Below are 21,055 nucleotides of genomic sequence, written 5' to 3' on the forward strand. Positions count from 1 at the left end.
CATCCTGACGTGAGCGGGCACTCACTTTCCCTGATCCGCACTGAGAGTCAGCACAGGCCCGGAAAACCCAACCCAAAAAGGTGAGCTGTCGCCTCATCCTGTCAGCCGGATCCATAAACGTGAGACAGAAGAGTCTTCCGTTTTCATATTACCGCGTTTTTCTCCGGGCATCGTGTATGCCTGTTTCGGTTCCGCCACGGTTTGTTTTTGCCCGGCCAGGCAGCGAATATGCCGGGAATTCTCGCCTGCAGGAACACTGACAAGACTGCATATATTTCGGGAGGAGAGATGAGTGTAACCAAACATATAACGCAGGGGGGGCAGGTCTTCAGCTATATGCTGAATATGTTTATGCAGGTTAACCGGCGTATCGCTTTCTGGCTGTGTAATCTTTTTATTCTGCTCGTGCCAATTATTTTCTGGTTGCGGGTTCCCTGGCAGGAGATCTGCAACGGCGCGTTGTACTGGTGGTTATCCATTACCGCGAAGGGGGAGCACGCCCTGTTTAGGGTTCCACCTGTTTATGCCGTCAGGTACGAGGGCCAGATATTGCACTTCACGTCCGGTGCGATCCTGAAAGATCCCTATATGAACTATGCCGGCCAGCTGGTTATGCAGGAGTTGGGGATCGCCGTGTTACTCGCCAGTCTCGTGGTGCTGGTGGCAGGCTATGGCGTCTATTGCTGGCTTAAACGGCTTGGGGCGAACCAGGCACAGGATGTTCAGACCGGTGGGCGGACGTTAACGGAAAATGTGAAATCGGTGACGCGCATGCTGCATCAGTCGGGAAACGCGTCGACGCTGCATATTGATCAACTGAGTCTGGTTCGCGACAGCGAACTAAAAAATCTGCTCCTGCACGGTACGCCCGGGTCTGGAAAATCGAATGCGCTGAATAAATTGCTCCGCCAGCTGCGGGCGCGCGGGGATATGGTGGTGGTGTATGACAAAGGGTGCTCACTCGTAAAACGTCACTATAACCCGACGACAGACAGATTACTGAATCCGCTCGACAGGCGCTGCGAGTACTGGGATCTCTGGCTGGAGTGCCAGTCCACGCCGGATTACGATTCCATCGCCAATACGTTGATCCCGCAGGGTACGCGGGAAGATCCCTTCTGGACCGGTGCTGCCCGTACGATTTTTACTGCGGTCTCTGCTCGTCTGAAAAACGACCCTCAGCGGACCTATAACCGTTTGCTGCGCACCCTGCTGGCCATCAATCTGGAGGCGTTGCGCGAATACGTTGCGGGAACAGAAGCCTCTAATCTGATGGAGGAAAAGGTGGAGAAAACGGCGATCTCCATACGCGGTGTTCTGACGAATTATGTGAAGGCACTGCGGTATATGCAGGGAATTGAACACACCGGCAGGCCGCGTTTTGCTATCCGGGAATGGATGACACGGGTAAATGAACCCGGACAGCCTCGTGGCTGGCTGTGGATCACATCAAACGCCCGACAACACACGTCGCTCAAACCCCTGATCTCCATGTGGCTGGCTCAGGCCGCAAACTGTCTGCTGGAAATGGGGGAAAACTCGAACCGTCGGGTGTGGTTTATTTTTGATGAACTCACCTCCCTGCATAAACTTCCTGAGTTGCCGTTGGTCCTGTCGGAAGCCCGTAAATTTGGTGGCTGCTTCGTCCTGGGGTTCCAGAACAAACCCCAGCTCGATTTCACGTATGGAAAGGACTTTGCCGACGCAATGATGGACCTGCTCAATACGCGCTTTTTTTTCCGTTCACCGGATGAAGGTGTGGCCAGCTACGTCATGCGTCAGCTGGGTCAGCGGCGCGCCCGCATCTTCAGTGAGCAGTACAGCTACGGGGCTGATACGGTACGTGACGGAGTCTCATTCAGTAAGCAGGAAGAAGATCGGTATCTCGTTAACTATTCGGATATACAGTCCCTGCCTGATTTAAGCTGCTTTGTGACACTGCCCGGGCAATACCCGGTGGTGCGAATGAACATGCGCTTTGAAGATCTTGATATCATCGCCCCTGAATTTCTTCCGCGCGAGCTCAACGACAGCCTCGATCAGGAAATAGACGCGGAAATCCGCTCCCGGGACCTGGAGAATGAACGTGTGATGCGGCTGCTCGCGTCGCTGGAGGACGATCCGGGAGAAGCCGTCACCGCGGGCTGTACCTGTGGCGCTGACCATCCGGCATCAACAGATGATGCCGTCGGAAAGCAGGCAGTGCCGGAGGGCCTGATTGTCGAGAAGATGACCGGGGAAAGGGGGAGGAGACCAGAGCAGGAACGCACGGGCTTGCCAGCGGGGCATGCACTTCGTGCAAGCGAGCAACACCTTCTTACGCATTCCCGCTCGGATAGCCCCCCGCCCGGAGATGACTGGTAATGCTGACGATCGCCCCGGTCGCCAGCGGCGGTGCGGATTATTACCTCGCCGGGGACAATTATTATTTTCTGGGCGAAAAGGCCTCCTGCTGGATGGGGACGCTTGCCCAGACGATGGGTCTGCAGGGGGGCGTACAACCCCACGATATTGACCGCGCGCTCGCGGGCTATTTCCCGGGGGCGATCAGTCTGGCAAGAATGTCTGGTGGAAAAAATATCCACCGGCCCGGCTACGATCTGACGCTGTCTGCACCAAAAAGCGTCTCCGTGCTCGGGCTGGTCATGGGGGATCGACGCTTTCTGGAGGCGCACCAGCAGGCGATCAGCGTAGCGATGAACGAAATTGAACACCTCGCCACAACACGAATAATGCGTGAGGGTGTGAAACAGACCGTTATGACCGGAAAAATTCTGGCCGCTGCGTTTCATCATGATACGTCACGGGAGCTCGATCCCCATCTCCACACACATCTCATTCTCCTTAACATCACGGAATATCAGGGACGGTGGAGAACACTTTCCAGCGATAAGGTCGGGAAAAGTGGTTTCATTGAAACCCTCTTCGCCCTCCAGGTGGCCCTTGGAAAAATTTATCGCCATGAACTCCGTCAGCGCATTGAAGCGATGGGCTTCGAAACGGTCATTACAGGCAAAAATGGACTGTGGGAAATTGAAGGTGTGCCAGTGGACTTATTCTCAAGGCGCACTGAACGTATACGGGCTGCGGTGGGTGAGGATGCCCCCCTGAAGACACGCGATATCGCAGCCCTGGCAACCCGACAGCAAAAACAGGGATTGCCGGACCGGTCGATGCTGCTGGCAGACTGGAAGCAACGACTGGAACAGAATGGCTTTACATACCCGACGCTGCTGAAGGCGGCGGCTGAACGAAGCAGGCGGAAGCGCGAAAGCCTCGCGGAGACGCAGAGCCTGCCTGCCGATGTTCGCCAGGCTGTGAGAGATGCCATATCGTTGCTCAGTGAGAAACGCACCCGCTTTACGTACTCCGACGTGCTGAACCGAAGCCTGAATAATCTTGATGCCCGATCGCATATAGCCCTGCTGGCCCGACAGGCCATTGAAGAGGCAATCAGTGCACAACTGCTTATCCCCCTCGATCGTGAAAAAGGCCTGTTTACGTCTTCGCTCCATCTTCTGGATGAACTCAGCCTGCAGGACCTGGCGCGCCGGATACGAAATGAATCCGTGCCCGGAATGGCTCGAACGCGATGTGCGTCGGACGTATTGCCGACATCACTGACGGACGGGAGGCTACCCATCGCCATTATCAGTCTGGCCGGCGGGATGCAAAACCTGCGTAAAACGGTTCTGGCTGCCGCTGACCTTGCCAGATCGCAGGGGTGCGCATTTCGTGTTCTGGCCAGTGATAGGGCCGTTGCGCGGTTCCTGGAAAAAGAATCGCTCGGGTCAGGAACGGTGCTGACCCTCAACAGGCTTTCTCAGGCTGAACTGCCGGAGAAGGCCACCTGGGTTGTCGCCGGCGCTGAAACCCTTTCCCTCCGGGACACAGTAACCGTGATGGATACCGCATTGCGCACACAGTCTCAGCTCCTGATGATCGACAGCAGCGGCAGGCAGGGAACCGGTAATGCGCTTCAGATCCTGGAAGAGGCCGGCGTGATCAGGCTGCACGGGACATCGGTGCCGGTCACATATGCTGTGAAGAGCGAGGCGGATAAGGTTCAGCGCTATGCCTTACTGGCGGAGGAGTATGCGGGTTATTTCAGAAAAGGTGAAACCGTGGCCGCGCAGGTCAGTGGACCCCGCGAGCAGGCCGCCCTGACCGCCAGGATCCGCCAGACGTTATTTGAACGAGGATGCCTCGGTAACAGAACGGTCAGGGTCGATACACTGCTTCCTGTATGGCTGGACCGTAAAAATCGCCGTCAACTGGATACTTACCGGGAAGGGATGGTGCTGGAATACCGGGAACCCGAAAAACGCTCGGTGGTGCGCTACATCATCGACAGAGTCAGTCCCGAAACACGGTGTCTGAGGTTACAGGATGATGCAGGCCATAAAACAGGCGTGAAGTTAAGCCAGATTAATGCCGACTGGGGGTTGTATCAACCGCACACGATTGAGGTCGCAGAGGGAGAAAAACTCATCTGGTTCGCCCGGCAGGGAAAAACCTACTCACGTGACAGTGTCACGGTAAAAACGATAAATGACGCGAGCCTGACGGTGAGACATCGCGGAAAAGACCGGGTCATTTCCCTGCATGAACCGTTGAAAGCGGGTTATGGCTATGTCACCCCGCCGGGAGGCTGCGTGCAGGAAAAGGGAGTTGTCCTTGCCGCCGTCGCAGGTCGCGAAATGACGGGCAGACTGCTTGGCACGCTGGCCCGGAGCGGACACCGCATTCGCATCTTTACGTCATTTGCACCGGAGGATGCCCGGCGGCGGCTGTCACGCTTTTCAGGCCCCAGAACCGTGCTTTCTCAGGTAAACCAGAACGGAGACGAGCTGGCGACCGCCCTGGATACCCGGCGGGACGCATTAATGAGCGTCACGGAAAAAGCAGTCAGACAGGCCGTCAGTCTGACGCAGGGCAGCAATGTATTTTTTAACCGCATGGACGTACTCGCAAATGCACTGCCGCTTCATCCCTCTCTTGGCAAAGAGGCCGTGGACAGAGAACTGCGCCGGCAGATCCGTACCGGCGAGCTGATCCCTGTACCCGGGGCGCAGGGGGCAGTGCTGCAGCGCTATGTGACGGCCGAAACATACGAGGCCGAGAAGCGTATTATCCGGCTTGTGGCGGAGGGGCTGGGCACGCAACCGCCTCTGATAGCGCAGGGCACGGTGACCCTTCCGGCAGGACTCACGGACGACCAGCGCCACGCGTCCCGGCTGATCCTTGAAAGTGCCGATCGTTTCGTGGCCGTTCAGGGCTATGCAGGGGTGGGAAAGACAACCCAGATGAAGGCGGTCCTCACAGCGCTTGAGACCCTACCGGCACCGGGGCGGCCAGTGGTTGTCGGGCTGGCCCCCACGCACCGGGCCGTGGGAGAAATGGTGCTGTGCGGCATAAAAGCACAGACTCTGGCCAGCTTTCTGATGGAGACGGAACGTGAGATTCAGTCAGGGGCGTCTCCGGATTTTCGGCAGACTCTTTTTCTGATGGATGAGTGTTCGATGGTCGGGAACCGGGATTTTGCCGGATGCATGCAGCATATTGCGAACGGCGGAGGACGAGCCGTATTGTGTGGCGATCGCGACCAGCTGCTCCCGGTTGCGCATGGCGCGCCTTTTACGTTATTACAGGAGCGGAGCCCCCTCAATACGGCGATCATGAAGGATATCGTTCGTCAGGTACCCTTTCTGCAGCCTGCGATCTATGCACTGACGAACCGTTGTGTACCCGCAGCACTGGATATTATTCGTCAACAGGATCCAGATACCGTTCCGCGTGAGCCTGACCAGTGGAAACCTGCCGGGGCCGTGATAGCACTGCCACAGACGGCAGATCAGAAAAAAGAGGAAGGCGATCGTGTCCTGGCCGCGGTAGTGGCGGATTTTACGGGACGGACGGCAGAAGGCAGAGCATCCACCCTCATTGTCACCCAGACAAATGCTGATAAAAATGCAGTGAATGTTGCCATTCATCAGCGATTGCAGGCCCGCGGCAAGCTGGGGACGGAAACGGTTATTACGGTTCTGGACAGAGAGAAAACGCACAGCGATCGGCTCAAATCCGTCCAGGGAATGGCTGAACATGCCGGCAAGACGGCGCTGATTAACGACCGTTACTACGAAATTCACGTCAGAAAAGACTGCCAGACAGGCGGGATAGTGGAGCTGGTGGATGACACAGGACAGGTACAGTTATTCTCTGCCTTTGAAAGCAGCCTTCGCGACGTGGCTATTTTTACGTCTCGCCAGATAGCCATTTCTGTTGGCGAGTGTGTGACCTTTTCTCGTTCCGATCGCGAGCGGGGACGTACCGCTGGCGAAAACTGGCGGGTGTCTGCAGTCGTCGAAACCGGCGAAATTCACCTGACCCGCGGTGAGATCACCCGGCTACTGAAACCGGGTCAGGAGATGGCGGACCGGCATCTTGATTATGGCTACGCCGGCACGACACACAAGGCACAGGGCGCGAGCGCCAGATATGTCATTGTTCTGGCTGGCGCAGAGGGCGCGAGGGCGTCTCTCGCCACGCTTCGTGAGACCTATGTCGCGCTCTCTCGGGCTAAAGAGCACGTTCAGATTTATACCGACAATCTTGGTAGATGGCTGGAACGGGTTTCCGGATCGTCAGACCGTCCAACCGCACATGATGTTCTCCTGAGCGAAAACGAGCGAATGACGGCGCTGGTCAGGCGTCTGTGGAAGGGAGCCAAGCCTCTGAAAAAAATGGCCTGCGATCGTCTTATACAGGATCTGCCTGGCGTATGCCGGGAGGCCAGGGTCATCCCGGCAGGAACAAAATATCCCTCTCCTCATATCGCCTTGCCGGTGTTTGGTCTCGCCGGAAAACTGCAGGCAATCATGCTCTGTCAGGGTGAACGTGATGAGAACGGACGGTTACGACGGTTGTCTGGTGAGTGGCACTGTCTGGGGGAGAACGAAGCCGGGTTTACGCTGATACAGCGGAGCTTCAGCGGGAAAACGCGGGAGGCGGATTCAGTCAGTGACGGTCTGATCCTGGCGAAGTCATACCCGGAAGAGGGTGTTATCGTCAGAGCGCCGAAGGCTACGCTGCAGGATTTGATTGTCCGGCGTGTGACAGGAGGAACTGTTACGGATATTTCCGCCCGGGAAAGTCCGGAGATGGCGGTTCCACCGTTCGCTGAGACGTCCCGCCTCAGAATGAACGACAGACTGAATATGGACGAGGCGGTAAGCGCAGAAGTATTACGCCAGCAGAAGGAAGCTCGTGATTACAGCCGGTCTGTCGTCGCGTTTACGACCCGAGAGGTAAGCCCGTTACATCATCTTCAGTATCCGGAGCCCGAGTTTGAGAAGGGGAGGCAGACTTTGTCTGAGCGACATCCGGGAAGGCAGGCCCGGGCGAAGGAAGAGGAGGGGCTACAGAATTACCCGGGCATAACGAAGGAGAGAGATGAATCTGACCGGTAATCCGGCTTATCAGAACCGGAGTGAAGATATCCACAGATTCGGGGGATATCGTTGCCACAACGTGTGTATAAGAATAAGAGAAGGCCTCTGGTGATTAGGCCGAAAATTTTAGAACGGTTGAAACTTGCGAAGATAAATTTTGCGTAACCTCACAAAATTATAAAATTAAGAGAGTATTTCCTGTCGTGGCGTAATGGCCCTTGTGCTGTTGACGGAATATTGATTTTATGCGCGGTGTTGTTGGATACAATAATTCTGTCAAAACGCAGGGGTAAAGCATTAATTAATAACCTGAGGGCATGTTATGGACATTGCTGAGATTTATGACATTAAGAGCAATAGTATTTATTCCCTTCCGGAAGCATCTTATCGTCGTTTTATCGTTATTCCTGTCTTACTTGCTATCGGGCAGGGCACAAAAGCGTATGCGAGGCAGGTAGTGAAAATCAATAATATCGAAGTGGTAAGGGTGGAAGCTCAGCTGGGGAGCGTAAACTGTACCGGTTGGACGGGTGTGATTGAGCCCAATCAGTCTGCCAGTATTGCGGTCGAGGAAAAAATATCCCACGGTGGAAATACAACGGGTGGTATCACCGTTTTAACAGGGAAAGCATAACAGCATTAAAAAGAACTGTGAGGACCATCATGAAAATTAAAACCGTTCTTCTTTCATTATTTTTTTTGGCTGTCTGTACTGGAACAGCAGCAGCTGGAACGCTATTTACAACTCTTGGTTATGCGTTGACCCATGAACGCCATGTGCAAAGTGCCGATGGGTTTACGGTGAAATACGGGTACCGGGAAGATGGTTCCTCTGTAGGTTTTATGACCTCCTTGTCATATCTGTATTCAGACAGCAACCCTAAAGGGAATGGCATCAGGGGAGACACATCCAAATTCATAAAAAACAGCGACATAAAATATTTTGGTGTCGGTCCTTACTGGCACGTCACGCCTGTACTCAGTCTGTATGCCACGGCAGGCGTCGGGCGGGTGGCGGTCCAGTACCGAAACAGGAAAGATGATGTCGTAACGAACACATCTTACAGGCGAACAGGTTTCGGTTACGGCACGGGAGTCATCATTAATCTGACGGAAAATATTCTTTTTAGTATCGGGACGCAGTCGGTAAAGTATGAAGATAAAAAAGTAAGGGGAAAGGTTCTCAATATGTATGACGTCAGCCTGGGTTATCAGTGGTAACCTGATACGGCTAAATGGTAAATGTCTCTTTGCGGATAACAACGTCGACGATCCAGTTTTATACGGCTTCATTTTTAAAATTACTTATAAACATTTTTATAAGTAATATGTTTGATTCTATCAGATGCGAAGTTTTTTCCGACTTACGCAATAAATCAAATGCTCAGCTAATGAAAGAGTACTGATGAAAAGATTATATTTAATAAAAAAGTAATAAATCATAAGGAGGATGACAGATGCCGAGACATCACTTATGGGTGCGATTTTTAAAGGGTGTTATAATGTGTGTCATTATATTTCTTATTTTTTTAGGCGTACTGGCTTACTGGATTTTTCCTTATTCACCGGGCATCTGGCAAACTTTTTAAAGTAAATAATAGGACTAAATTTTCTCTCCTGGTATGGTTTTTAGTATATCATTGGACCGGTCCTATAAACAAAGCTGATTTCCACTAGTGAATGCGTACTCTTATGGAGCCATAGAGAATGCTTATGCTTAACGATTTCGGGGAGGCAATACAGCAACTGGACCTCAAATAAGCATAAACGATGCCATACTCGATTTAAAAAATAGTTACAACATACACTAAGATTTTCACGTCGATACACGCTTCAACACTTCAGCTGACGTTTAGGGCTGAATAGAGTGACGAATCGGCGAGGTTGCTAAAGGCTACCTGGTGGTCAATCATAAGATTCAGGTAATGGTCAGCAGAGTAGCAACCACCACGTAAGCAGCAGATGATTACACTCAGCGTGATCAAGAACCAGGTTTCCCTTCTGGATGAGCCGGATACTCAGGCCTTCTTGCAGGTAAAGCTGAACGTCGTGGTAATAGAATTCCTTATATTATGCGACAGTTTCGCGCCAAAGCTGGGAAAGGTCATTTAAGCGCAGCCAGTCGTCTGGTATATCGTCAAGTAGTGGCTAATCTTTGGTGGTCGCAACGAAGCCTCAGTTCAGGCGGCTCAGCAGTTGAATTCGTCTGGGAACAGAAAGAACCGTTGTTGAATGTTACTTACCGCAATGCCATCTGCGAGACCAGTCATAATGAGGGCAGACGCATTTCTGAGAACATCCGGTAGGCGGCATCAGAGGCTGGACTGGCAACGCCAGCACAGGACGATTATACCGCGCCCCTTGAGAACAACAACAATCTGGCGGAAGTTCTGGGGCTGACCGATTATAAATATGCTAACAAAAGGCACCCCACCTGAAACTATTGCTGTCTTTCCATAGGCTGTGAGTGCCGCGCAGGCGCAGGTAACCATCCGTACAGCCTCGGCCATCAAAAAAATTTCAGTGAAGTTCTATAAATTAAGCTTTTACCTCGATTGAACTGGACAGAACTATCTAAAATCTTTGACTCTGCCAACTTCATGATTACTCAGTAGTTGGCCAGCTTAGCCGCTAAACTTAAGAAGTAGCGAGTAGGCATCAGAAGTTATTGAGCCCCGTATCATAAAGAGCTGAAGCTCAACACTTTTGAATCCTTCCTGGTCTTTACTTTGTGTAAGTATTATCTGTTTTTATAATCACCGGGGGACCGGAAAATTTTGGACCTTCTTTAGGGCTAAAACTAATTCTGCTTTCAACGTTGTTTTTTGGATAACCCGGTTTAAAGCGCCATTTACTGATGGCACTGCGAACTTCCCGATCAAATACTCCCGGTGGTGTCGACTCAACAATTTGAACGTTCTCAGCATAACCTGCATCTGTGATGCGGTAACGCGCAGTCACTATGCCAGACTTAGTTGAACCATATGCTTTAGCTGGGTAGTAGGGCAGTGATTGCCTAATTATAAGGTCTGTGGGTGCCGCTGAGGTAGAGAATGTAGGAAAGTCATCTTGTGCACGAGCCTTTTGGCTATCTGTAGCTTTGTTCGAAGCACAACCCATCAAAAACAACGGTATTAAAAGCACTGATGATAAAACTCGAAATGAAAGCATTATGACATATCCTTAGGTTTGTAAAGAAATCATAGTAATACAATGATTAAAGAAAAGTAAACTGGGTAGTATAAATGCGTTGCCTGGGGTTCATGGTTCGTATATACAAACCTGATTTCCACATAAAAACACAGCGTGGTTCAAATATCTCTATCCTTTTTAAGGAGTGCGGATTTTTTAATGGTTGTGATCTTCTTATTGATTAGAAAATTATTAGGATTTTTGGATATTTCTCTATTGTTAAGAATGTTATTTAGATCGCTTGGACATCCTTCTGGAGGCTTTTGGTAATATAGATATCATAATCTAATATATCATCTCAAGGTATATTTTCGAGAACAATTCAACAAATAGAGTCATTTGTAGTGCGTATCCAAAGGTTAAGGATAGGAGTGACGATCCATGCCTGTAAATAGCGAAAAATAAGAAAAAAAACCTGTTGACGACGTAAGTTCATGAGGACTAACATGTGCAGTACTGTATGCATGTACAGTTGTGTGGGGCGAGATGTTGATGTTTTTAAGTATTAAAAATTGCCAAAATTAATTTCACTTACGGCACTAAATCGCACATTACGCTCTTTCTTAAAACATTGGAATATACATAACAAGAGGAAATAATATGCCAGGATTTACAGGTTTTGGTGGTAGCTGGAACAATGGTGTTCATAGTGGTGGAGATGATTCTGGTAGCATTGGAGGTGGTTCTGGGAATACATCGCAGGCACTTGGACAGTTTGCAAAACTGACGGGAGTGAAGCCTTCCGAAGTTTCAAACTTTCGCAGCGATGGCGAGGGTGGATGGTCGGGAGATATTGCTGGCGTAGGTCCAGTTCATGCTTTTGCTGACGAAATGGGAGGCTATACCAGCCCTACAGGGAACAGTGGAGGTTCGGGTACCAAACATACATCGTGGGGAGAGTTGAGTAATGATGGGACTGGTAACAGCACTTTGAATGGAATAAAACTAACTGCCGAAAATTCACAACTCGTAAATGAAACACCAACTAGTCAGGTTCGAGTTCTGAATTCGATACTTGACCGATCTTTTATGAAACCTGAACCCGGGGAACACTCTGGGGTAACAGGAGTATCTGCCACTACGCCCAGTCGTACAACCTTGGCTAATAATGCTGTGACTGCGGCTCAACTTAAAGCAAAGTTAGCGGCAGATAATCTCGCCAAGGCAAACGCAAATGTTCCTCAGGCCAAGTCACGTTTGGCAAATGCTGAAAACGCAATCCCAAAATTACAAGCCGAAGTGAATACTACCCAAAAAATATTCGATACTGCTCAAGCTAAAGCTTCATCCATGGCCGAGTTTGCAAAAGCTGATCCCATTTCTAATCAGTTTCGTGCCTGGCAACAGGCCGGCTATGAAGCTCAAAAGGCCCAAAATACCCTAAACAGCTCAAAAAAAGCTTTAGCAAACGGAAAAAGTGAGATCACGGCCGCTCAGCAGGCTCTGGCAGATGCTCAAAAAGCATTACCAATAGCTGTCACAAACAAACAGAATGCTGACAAAGATGTTGCTTCTGCAACTGATATGAAAGACGCAATTACGACGACCACCGCATTTTTTGAATCCGTATCGAAAAAGTTTGGGGATCGAGCTGCTCGTCTTGCTCAGGAATTTGCTGCACAAGCAAGAAGTGCAAAGATTCGAAGTGTGCCCGAAGCACTTGCTTTATTTGATAAATATAAAGGAACGGCTGTTAATAAGTTGAATGCGGCGGATAAAGCTGCTATTTCAAATGCTTTTAAATCTCTAAACCAAGCTGATATCGCCAGGCAACTCGCTGCTTATTCAAAAGTATTAGGGACTTTCAATAAAGCAATGGATCTTGCTGATCTAGGTGCTGCTGTTAAAAAAGGTATTGAAACCGGTGATTGGAAAGATGCGATCACTAAACTTGAGTCTATCGCATTAACTAATACTGCGGGGCAATTGGCTGCTATTGCGTTCGCCGCAGCTGGAATGCCTATGGGGATTATTGGGTTTGGTATTACACTTACTCTTGCAGGTGTTATATTTAGTAATGAAAATGTGCTAAAAGCGATTAATTCCTCGCTCGGAATGTGACAAAAAACGCTAAGGCAAATATTGCCTTAGCGTTTCTTATGAATGAAGGGATAACACATAAGCAAGGGTAGTGAGAAAATGACACATAAGAGGTATATAATAGGAAACGCACTCCATGATGGACTATTCGATCCGAAATAGTCATTCCATGTTTCTTTTTTCATTACTTTCAATGTGATCTTCTCAAAAACATAAAAGTCAAACGGGAATGCAAGTGCGCTTATTAGAAGATATGCTGCTACATACGGCATGTAAGGTATATACGCCGGGTATATTTTTCCTTCGTTTAAATCGTTTAAAATTGTATAAATCAAGTAACCACACCCAATGAATCCCCATAGGCAATATCTTAAATAATATTTAATAGTCATTTTGTATAAGTCATAAGTGTTTAATTCACTATCATTCTATCTGAGTTTGGCGAGAGAGGCAACAACGTTTTAGTAAGCGAAGTATAATGCGCAATTAAAAATATAATTTATATGGCGAGATGTTTTTATAATGTGCTTACGTATGCTTCTAGGGCTCTATTAATATATCTGATTAACCACATTCTATATATATAAACGCTATGAACTATCTGTTTCTGATAGTAAAGATAGTTCATCTGGTAGCTCGTTCAGACATGCCTCAAAGATGAAAATGACTATTTGGTGTACTAGACAATTCATTACGGTTACGGCAGAGGTGTTTGAACAGCAGGTCAAGATGCTCACCCCCTATCCCTGCGAGGCCGTGGCGAGTATACCGGCGGCGATGTACAGGAACGATACCATGTCCTGCCAGCTCCGTGGAGAATCCAGGTAAAGCCGGGGGACAGTGCAGTCGGGACATCCTTATACAGCGGAATGACGACTGCGGCAGACCCAGCTTAGTTCATCGCCTGGCCCGGTCCGGCCGGAAAACGGCTAACGAGTTGATTGAAAATGGAGGTTAATAATGATTTAACTTGCCAGGGCTGATAAAAGTCTACTTATTAAAAGTTTTTTTTCGCGCTGATCCATCACTACATAAAATGGCATCTCATCCCGTCCAGTTATTCATTTCTCAATAGTCCCGTTCCATAGTCATTATTTACTGAAGCACTGGACGGCCACGCTGGGATATTTTCCCAAGCTATCATTATTTTCTGGATAATAATTAGCTGCCATATAGACACGCTGTTAAATTACCGGAAGCATGTCTCGCGTTGATCCGATTTTTGCGTTATTTCGCAGTTTCCGGAAGTGTACCACGGTCATGGAATAAGCAAAGCGGCCTTTTTTACCCCAGCAGGCCGGATTGCGGGGCAGGGAGGTAACACAATATGTAGATGAAAACGCCGCTGACGGCGTGTCACATGTTGTGTTTCCGAGCCGCAGCGCGCCGGTGCGTTTCCGGCAGATCCGGAACAGCATCTTTTCGGATCTCAGGAGAGGAAGAGAAGGACTATTGCATGAAGAGCACAAAAAACACTGGATTGTTGCGGGAAGTAGATTATTGCCATTAATGACGCAATTAGAGTTAATTATTAACTAAAAAGCAACTTTACAGCGGCCCATCAAGGGCCGCCGTATTTTTTGCTCAGTTGTGCTCAAACCGGGCGACTGGTGTATCAGTGATTTCCATCTCCATTTCCCAGAGCGTTTTCATTACACCTTCAAGTGGATCGTCACTGCTACGGTAGAAGGTATTGAAAAGGGTTCCATCCGGATACCTGAACAGCCTGAGTTCACCAAAGGATTCAGCACTGACCATGAGCGAAAATTCCTTTTCGGAATTGAGGACAAGGTAAATAAGACAGTTATTGATCCTGAAGGGCAGAGAACGGATACCTCTGGCGTGCACATCAACATGTATGCTAAACGCATCATGTCTTTCCGGCTGGTAGACCAGCTCCCTCAGTTCTTCGCTAAAGCGGGAACCATAGATCATCAGAATGTAGTTATTCTGATCTGCGGACCGTTGCGCGACTTCCATTAACAGCGTTTCGAGATTATTGACCTCAATCGTTAATTTAGCCTGTGATTTCCACAGTTCATAATGCAGTCTGTGGAGAATATTTCTCTTCACTTCTGATACCGAAGGGAAATCTCCGTAGACATTCTGATTAAGCTCTCTGGCAACATAATCTTTGGAAACACCAACAGGAATGTATCTCACCAGCCAGTTGCGATCACATTGTGAATTCTGAGTAAACGTGAAGTATTTAAGCAGAACATCTTCAGACAATGCCCCAGGAAGTTCATTTGTAAGACGAGTATCAGTATTTCTGAGTCGCTCCTGGTCTACTTCAGCGGCAACGATATCTGCCGTTTTACTACGGTTGAAGACATCTATGTATTTATCCAGAACATCATTAAAGAAGACCACATTCGTTGCATAATCCGCTTCTGAAATGATATAGCCTTCATAAGGAACTGAAGGGTCTCGTTTCAGTCGTTCAAGAATAGAAATTATTCTGTCTTTACTGAAATAGGAAAACAACCTTCCCGCCAGGGCTTCATTAACGCGCTGCGTAACCTGTTCAGCTGGTCGCGCGAGCTTTATGGCCAGTAAGGAGAACGCTCCGTAGAGGCTGCCAATATCCTCATTTACTCCTGTATACACCCGCCCGGGAATATAAGGCCTCTCATTAAAAGAGTTCATCACTTCAATGGTTTCGGATAACCCACTGTACCAGCTTGTATTCGTATGCAGATTACAGTGCTCAATTCTCAGTATCATGTCAATGATATCGACAGAACATCTGAATGCAGGCGTCAGCGTGTCATGTGTATCTCTATCTTCATATAATTCAGACATAATGAGATGATTCACAAGATCGGCTAAGTCAATATTTTTTTGCGGTTCAAAATGAGCAATAAGATACCCTGCCATTAACAACCGCAAATCAGATAAGGCATTTGAAAATATAATGGACAAAGCCGCATCTTTTTTATACATGCTGCCCCTGAGTAACATATCCCACTGCGGATCTGTCTCCTTCAGGGACAGATAATCTGGAGTCAGGAAGAAACTGTGCCAGCGGTACTCTTCCTCCCAGTACCGTGTAAACCGGCTCTGATTAAACCAGAGGCAGAGAACGTCGTGAGCGTATCGCACGGAAGAGGCATTATCGGCAACCACTGAAGGAATAAGAAGCCTGGCGGTATTATGCAGATGATACATCAGGCGGCCAGTAGAATCTTCACTCCCGGGTTTGCCAGTGATCGTGGTCATACCCCAGCCTTCCCACAGTCCGATATACTCGCGGATAAGGGCCTGGTGAGTCAGCTCCTGGCTGGCCGAGAGGGGGCCCCCCAGTCCCGCTTTCCAATCGTTTAACACATGCCACACCCTGAAAAGCGAAAGTAAAAACTGTCTGAAATCGGTAAAACACGTGTTCTGTGTTTTTCTGTACACATGCAATGGAATGGCCATCGATTCACGGAAATATTCGCCTGAATATTCCGTTGATTTTACGGATTCACGAAAAAACTTTCTCAATTCATAATGGAATGAATCACTGAAAGTATAGCTAAATCCTGATTCTTTTACTTCATCCAGATAATTTTTATCAACCCCGTAATTGTAACTTCTTTTGATAGAGGTATAGGTATCTGTTAATCTTTGAATCCCTGTCCTGAAGACGCTAATATTTTTATCGTTAAGTGCATCGTAAGCCTCACCAAAGAAATCAAAAGTAATATCATCCAGATCCCTTTTGTTCCCAGGGCGCCCTGTTACAATACAACGGCTAAATAACCACCGCCACAATCCTGAAACAGGCTTGATATTTTTCGATGACAATAAAGTCAGTTCACCAGAACGAACTCCAAAGGAGGGCAAAATGATAATTTCCGCATCCTGCCCATCTACCGCCTCTAGCCTTCTCAGCAGAAATAAAAATGGCCTTATATAAATATCTGTAACAACATCACCTTTACTGATATTAGATTTAATATGAAGCATGTCGTCTTTCTCAGAGATTGAGTAAGGCAGTATTTTAATATTACCGAGGTATTTTTCACCTACGTTAGCCCCCGGGTAGCGCAGCCACGCCAGAATATATGCCTTTTGAATGTAGTCATCCACTATCTGAGACAAAAAAAACTTATTCATTAGTCGATCGCGCTTGCTCTCATCCAGGACATTCAGACTGGAGACGAAGAACCAGATAGAGAGAATAATATTGAAAAACATCCACACAAAAGCAGTAACGGCGAAGGCTGTATTAAGGTATCTGTCACCAACAGATAACGTCATACCGCCCAACACAATAAATGCGGCAAGTGACAGTCCACTCAGACCAGCAAACAAATATCCGGAATGAAGTTGATATGCTGACTGGATATGGATCCTTGCTGATTTTTTTTGAAACAGAACACTTATGAGGCCCACGACAAGTGGAAAAACGATACCGATAATAGTCAACTGGCTACCCAGTAAATTAGACATCCAACCTGAAAGCGTGGTAATACCCTTGAAATGCTGCAGAGAGAAAGGTTGTAATACAGGTCGAAAATATTCGACCACGCCAACAGCCCCGAAGGCTGCGGACCAGAAAACCAGCATAGCCCGGATGTAATGGGTGGTGCAGGCAATAAGTATTCTCTCCACCGGGTTCCAGCGAAGATTTTTGTAATCCCGGTTCGACTTCAGGCTCCGTCGGAGCCCAGCTCTGACCTGCCACGAGACACTGTTCAGAAGTTTTCCAGACATAAATATCCTGCATTATCCATAAGAAATTCCATGAATAATAAGCCGTTGGGGGAAATATTTCTCTGGAAAATGTCACCCGATGCCCTTCATACAGGCTTCGTCATCCTAAAATCCGGTTTTGCCTTTTTTCGGAACTCCAGTGTGACGTGTGAATGAAAAACAGACAGGCCATCGTCGAATGGTGATTAACATCATCGAAATCATGTTCCTATGACGTAGCTGGCAAATTAAGGATTGAAGGAGCACATGAAGACGTAGTGGGCAGGATCGTGTTGACAAAAGACTGCGCAACACGCAAAGTCATCGGTACCAGCCCATCATCATCAAAGTATCACTCCGACGATGATGGGCGGTAAACGACGGTTCGCCGTGTATCCTGGCAGACTCCCGACGGACCTGAACTACATAAATGCTCCTAAAGAGGTTAACTCAGATGGCTGAAGAAAAAAACGGAGTGGATTACACCATCCGCAATATACCCAGAGATGTGGACACGACGGTCGGACATGTTTCCACCCTGACCGGCATACCCAAATCCGTCCTGGTGCGTAACCTGATCATCGAGAAATATACCGATCCCATCCGCACGTTCGGCATGCTTAACCCGCTGGTTGATGCACTGGATCAGGTGATTGCCCAGCACTGTTCCCTACCGGCCGTGCCGGAAATGATGGACAGCTTTTTTGGTACCCGATGGAACCTGGTGCTACAGAAGCTGCTGAAGATAGATAATGAAGCGCAGCTGCAGCAAATCCTAGTCAGGAACACCCCGTACCTGCCGGTGCGCGCGGACCAGGTGATGGAAGGACGTAAAAGCGTCCTGAAAGGCACGTCGCTGTGGTTTGCGCTCTTCGCTGAAGTGGCCTTTTCTGAGGAAGCGGTCATCGAGAAGGCATGGGAAACCGTGTACCGTGTCCCGACTGCGGAACATTATTACCAGTATGTTAAGCACGTTAACCAGCTGCGGGCCCTTCGTCATCTTCCGCCGTTCCGGTCATTCGATCACACGCTCGAACGCCGTTTCGGCAGCGTGCGGCTGTTCAGACCCGAAAACTACAGCTACGGGGCGTGGCACGTCATCATCACCCTGACGCCTGAGGCCGCAGCTGTCCTTCCCGGCAGCAGGGCCACTGACGGGCTCTGTTTTCCGGTGCTGCCCCAGCGCATTTTCCATGCCCCGGCCCGTGAGGGATACAGCTGTGCGGCCACCAACGCACAGGGGGAATTTGAGCCGGGGTTCCGTTTCATTGACGGCCGGTGCGAGTTCGATGTGTACAGCAACGGGATCGATGAGGAGCATAATGAAACTGGCGTGTCTGATATTATTGTGGCGCTGACGGACACGGTCGAGTCCCGTCTGTAAAGCTGGTTTTACCTCACAGCGTTTAAGGCCCCTTCCGGGGCCTTTTCTGTACCGTTCTGTCTGTATAGTGTTTTGTTTGATGAGACAACTACGTCTTATCGAAGCGGACAGACATCAGGATGCTCTTTATGTAAGGAAGATATGAAAATCATGAATACAAATATAACAGGTAAAATGCTGAAGGTGTGGCGCTTCCTTCGTGCGGTAGATGCGCCTTATCACTGGATTGGACTCGGCAGTTTAGCGGTTCTTCTGGTAAAGGTACTGATTCTGAATAGCGTTCCCGCTCCACTGGATTTTATGTCAGCAGTCAGTCCGGTAGTTGAGGGCATTCTTGGTTCGGTCATCGCCAGCTACATTTTTTATATTTTCTGCATTCATCCTCCGCTTTATACGGAAAAGAAGACCAGCGCCGCTTTTGTTAATTTTATCCTGACACGTTTAACAATGAATTTTGAGGGACACATAAAGGGTATTTCAGCCACGCTGAGCTATGACTCTACTGCCAATGACTTTTATCAGGTCTTTACGGGGTTGTCCCCCTTCACCAAAAATTCGCCTTTACTCGTTCAGTTCAGTCCGCAGCAGATTTATGCAGATTGGTTCCAGTATTTTCAGTATGAAAATGTGCGCTTGCAGAAAGAGATTTTGCGTCTGATGGATTCACGGCTACACCTGGATGCAGAAACGACCTATATCCTCAATGTAATTAACGACTGCAGCTGGTTCACTGTAATTAGACATATGACGGATATGAAGGGGCAGCTGTCGCCTGGTCATAACCCTTTCGTAAATCCATCCCACCCGAAGCAATCTTGCTGCGAGTGCATGTATGACCTGAAGGAGTTAATCAGAAAACTGCAACCGATAATCGACAAGACAGGAAAACTTACAGAATGAGTCTGAAGGTCTGATTGTCATCTCCATGACTGTCTTTCGGAAGGAATCAGAAAAGCCGCAAACGCAGTTTGGTACGCTGAAAACCTCGGCTCTTGAGCCGGGTACGGCCATCCGTTACGCAGAGGACATGCTGGAAAAATACCTGCCGTATACCGGACCTGCTTTAGTGCACAGTCCGGTCGGGACGGGAAATATATTTGATTGTGCCAGCCGTGCTGCACGCAAGCTTCCGGATAGTCTTCTCCGCCAGATCCGCGAAGAGATTGGGCGCTTCGGTACCATCACTGATCCGGTGCGGTTTGCAGACATGACATCTGACTTCCTCACTCCGGATGAGGCCCGCCTGCTCAGCAGTGATTTTCTTCACGACTAATATGTACCCCCTCAAAAAAGGTCCCTCCGGGGGGCCTTTTTTTATTCACACAAAAACTACACCGGACTTCCGGCTCCGGGAGTTTTCGGATCTGACCGCGAAATGAGTGAAGCCAGAACATACTAACCGCAGTATTATTTCGCCGAGCAGCGACAGCGTGCCCTCATCAGGTGCCCATGGTCTTATTTTCTGTCGCGGGAGCGGTCAGGCATACTTCTCTGAACAAGACATGCCAACTCCTGTACATCCATACTTTTCTCAAAATCCTGCCTCCTTTTAAATGTATTTTTATTCGTTTCCATATTGGTTAACGCAAGGGTTAGCTGGTCTCTAAAATCCTTTTCACTGTAAGGCTTACCTTTTTCAGTGGCGAAGTCTGAAAACGTGTAACCACTCCCATTAATTTTGTGTACCGCCTCTGTAACAAGGGTGGCAGTCGGAGATGTTCCTGACCAGACGCCTCTTAGTGCATCAAAGGTGGTACCGCAGTAAGTCTTGGCTATAGCCAGCGGCTGGATTATTTTTTCACTCGCAAAAGCAGATACACTGATAGTTAACAGGAGGGCGGGCATAATAAGCGCTAATTTAATCATTGGTTACTCATTACCTTCTTAAGTTTTCGGGGGAAACTGGGCCGCGATCCAGCCGGCCCGGAAATATGGAGGACTCAGTGCCTAGTGTCGGCGCGGATAGCGCCAAAGGGACACAGGGAAAAACGGCAGATTAAATGCTGACTGCAGTCTCTGATAAACGGGTCCGTATTACCCGGACACCTGCTTTTCAGAATAAGATCTTCCCACAGGACTGTGGTAAACGGGAATACATGAAGAACTGTAATATCGCGTAGTTTGCCATTAACAATGAAGCCTGAAGCAGACGTCTCTATTTCACAGCTCTTACTGAGCCAGTATTCCCCCTGATACCATAAAATCAGTTTTAGGTTTTTTACTGAGCGGACAACCGCAAAAGCTGTCCCTGTTTCTGGGCAGAAAATCGTATAACTGACTTCCCATTGCACCATTAAACTCCTTG

At 48.8% G+C, this 21,055-nt stretch carries 11 protein-coding genes; 8 read left to right on the top strand and 3 right to left on the bottom strand.

Translation table 11 applies throughout. The annotated features are described in order from the left end of the window. Positions 1–288: 288 nt before the first annotated feature. From traD to BJP35_RS12090, 4 genes are all read left to right on the top strand, one after another. Positions 289–2,364 (top strand): type IV conjugative transfer system coupling protein TraD, encoded by a 2,076-nt coding sequence (gene traD / locus BJP35_RS12075; protein ID WP_086463177.1) that lies wholly within the window; start codon positions 289–291, stop codon positions 2,362–2,364. Further along, on the top strand, positions 2,364–7,469 hold the full coding sequence (gene mobF, locus BJP35_RS12080) for a MobF family relaxase (protein WP_086463178.1): 5,106 nt from the start codon (positions 2,364–2,366) through the stop codon (positions 7,467–7,469). Before traD ends, mobF begins: the two co-directional genes overlap by 1 nt. A 304-nt stretch (positions 7,470–7,773) precedes the next feature. Further along, positions 7,774–8,085: a hypothetical protein gene (locus BJP35_RS12085; protein ID WP_086463179.1), complete on the top strand. Its 312-nt coding sequence runs from the start codon at positions 7,774–7,776 to the stop codon at positions 8,083–8,085. A 29-nt stretch (positions 8,086–8,114) separates the two neighbouring features. Continuing rightward, complete coding sequence (locus tag BJP35_RS12090) at positions 8,115–8,672, top strand: Ail/Lom family outer membrane beta-barrel protein (RefSeq protein ID WP_086463180.1); 558 nt, start codon at positions 8,115–8,117, stop codon at positions 8,670–8,672. A 1,503-nt stretch (positions 8,673–10,175) separates the two neighbouring features. Here the strand turns inward: BJP35_RS12090 and BJP35_RS12095 are convergent. Then, positions 10,176–10,622: a TonB family protein gene (locus BJP35_RS12095; protein WP_086463181.1), complete on the bottom strand. Its 447-nt coding sequence runs from the start codon at positions 10,620–10,622 to the stop codon at positions 10,176–10,178. A gap of 621 nt (positions 10,623–11,243) precedes the next feature. Between BJP35_RS12095 and BJP35_RS12100 the strand changes: the two genes are divergently transcribed. Further along, positions 11,244–12,704 (top strand): colicin-like pore-forming protein, encoded by a 1,461-nt coding sequence (locus BJP35_RS12100; protein WP_086463182.1) that lies wholly within the window; start codon positions 11,244–11,246, stop codon positions 12,702–12,704. Between the two features lie 1,563 nt (positions 12,705–14,267). On the opposite strand, the gene BJP35_RS12115 is transcribed toward BJP35_RS12100, so the two are convergent. Next, entirely contained in the window at positions 14,268–17,387 is a 3,120-nt protein-coding gene (locus BJP35_RS12115; RefSeq protein WP_086463185.1) for a hypothetical protein, read from the bottom strand. Between the two features lie 433 nt (positions 17,388–17,820). On the opposite strand from BJP35_RS12115, the gene BJP35_RS12120 reads away from it, so the two are divergent. From BJP35_RS12120 to BJP35_RS12130, 3 genes are all read left to right on the top strand, one after another. Then, the gene (locus tag BJP35_RS12120) at positions 17,821–18,750 is read left to right on the top strand and encodes a hypothetical protein (RefSeq protein ID WP_086463186.1); all 930 of its coding nucleotides are present in this window, start codon (positions 17,821–17,823) and stop codon (positions 18,748–18,750) included. A gap of 141 nt (positions 18,751–18,891) precedes the next feature. Then, positions 18,892–19,650, top strand: a complete 759-nt coding sequence (locus BJP35_RS12125) for a hypothetical protein (RefSeq protein ID WP_086463187.1) — start codon at positions 18,892–18,894, stop codon at positions 19,648–19,650. Positions 19,651–19,675: 25 nt separating this feature from the next. After that, positions 19,676–20,023, top strand: coding sequence for a hypothetical protein (locus BJP35_RS12130; RefSeq protein ID WP_086463188.1), 348 nt, complete (start codon positions 19,676–19,678; stop codon positions 20,021–20,023). Positions 20,024–20,205: 182 nt separating this feature from the next. On the opposite strand, the gene BJP35_RS12135 is transcribed toward BJP35_RS12130, so the two are convergent. Next, on the bottom strand, positions 20,206–20,616 hold the full coding sequence (locus BJP35_RS12135; RefSeq protein WP_086463189.1) for a hypothetical protein: 411 nt from the start codon (positions 20,614–20,616) through the stop codon (positions 20,206–20,208). Between the last annotated feature and the right edge of the window lie 439 nt (positions 20,617–21,055).

This window comes from Enterobacter sp. J49, assembly GCF_002148625.1.
Taxonomy (GTDB): Bacteria; Pseudomonadota; Gammaproteobacteria; order Enterobacterales; family Enterobacteriaceae; genus Enterobacter; species Enterobacter ludwigii.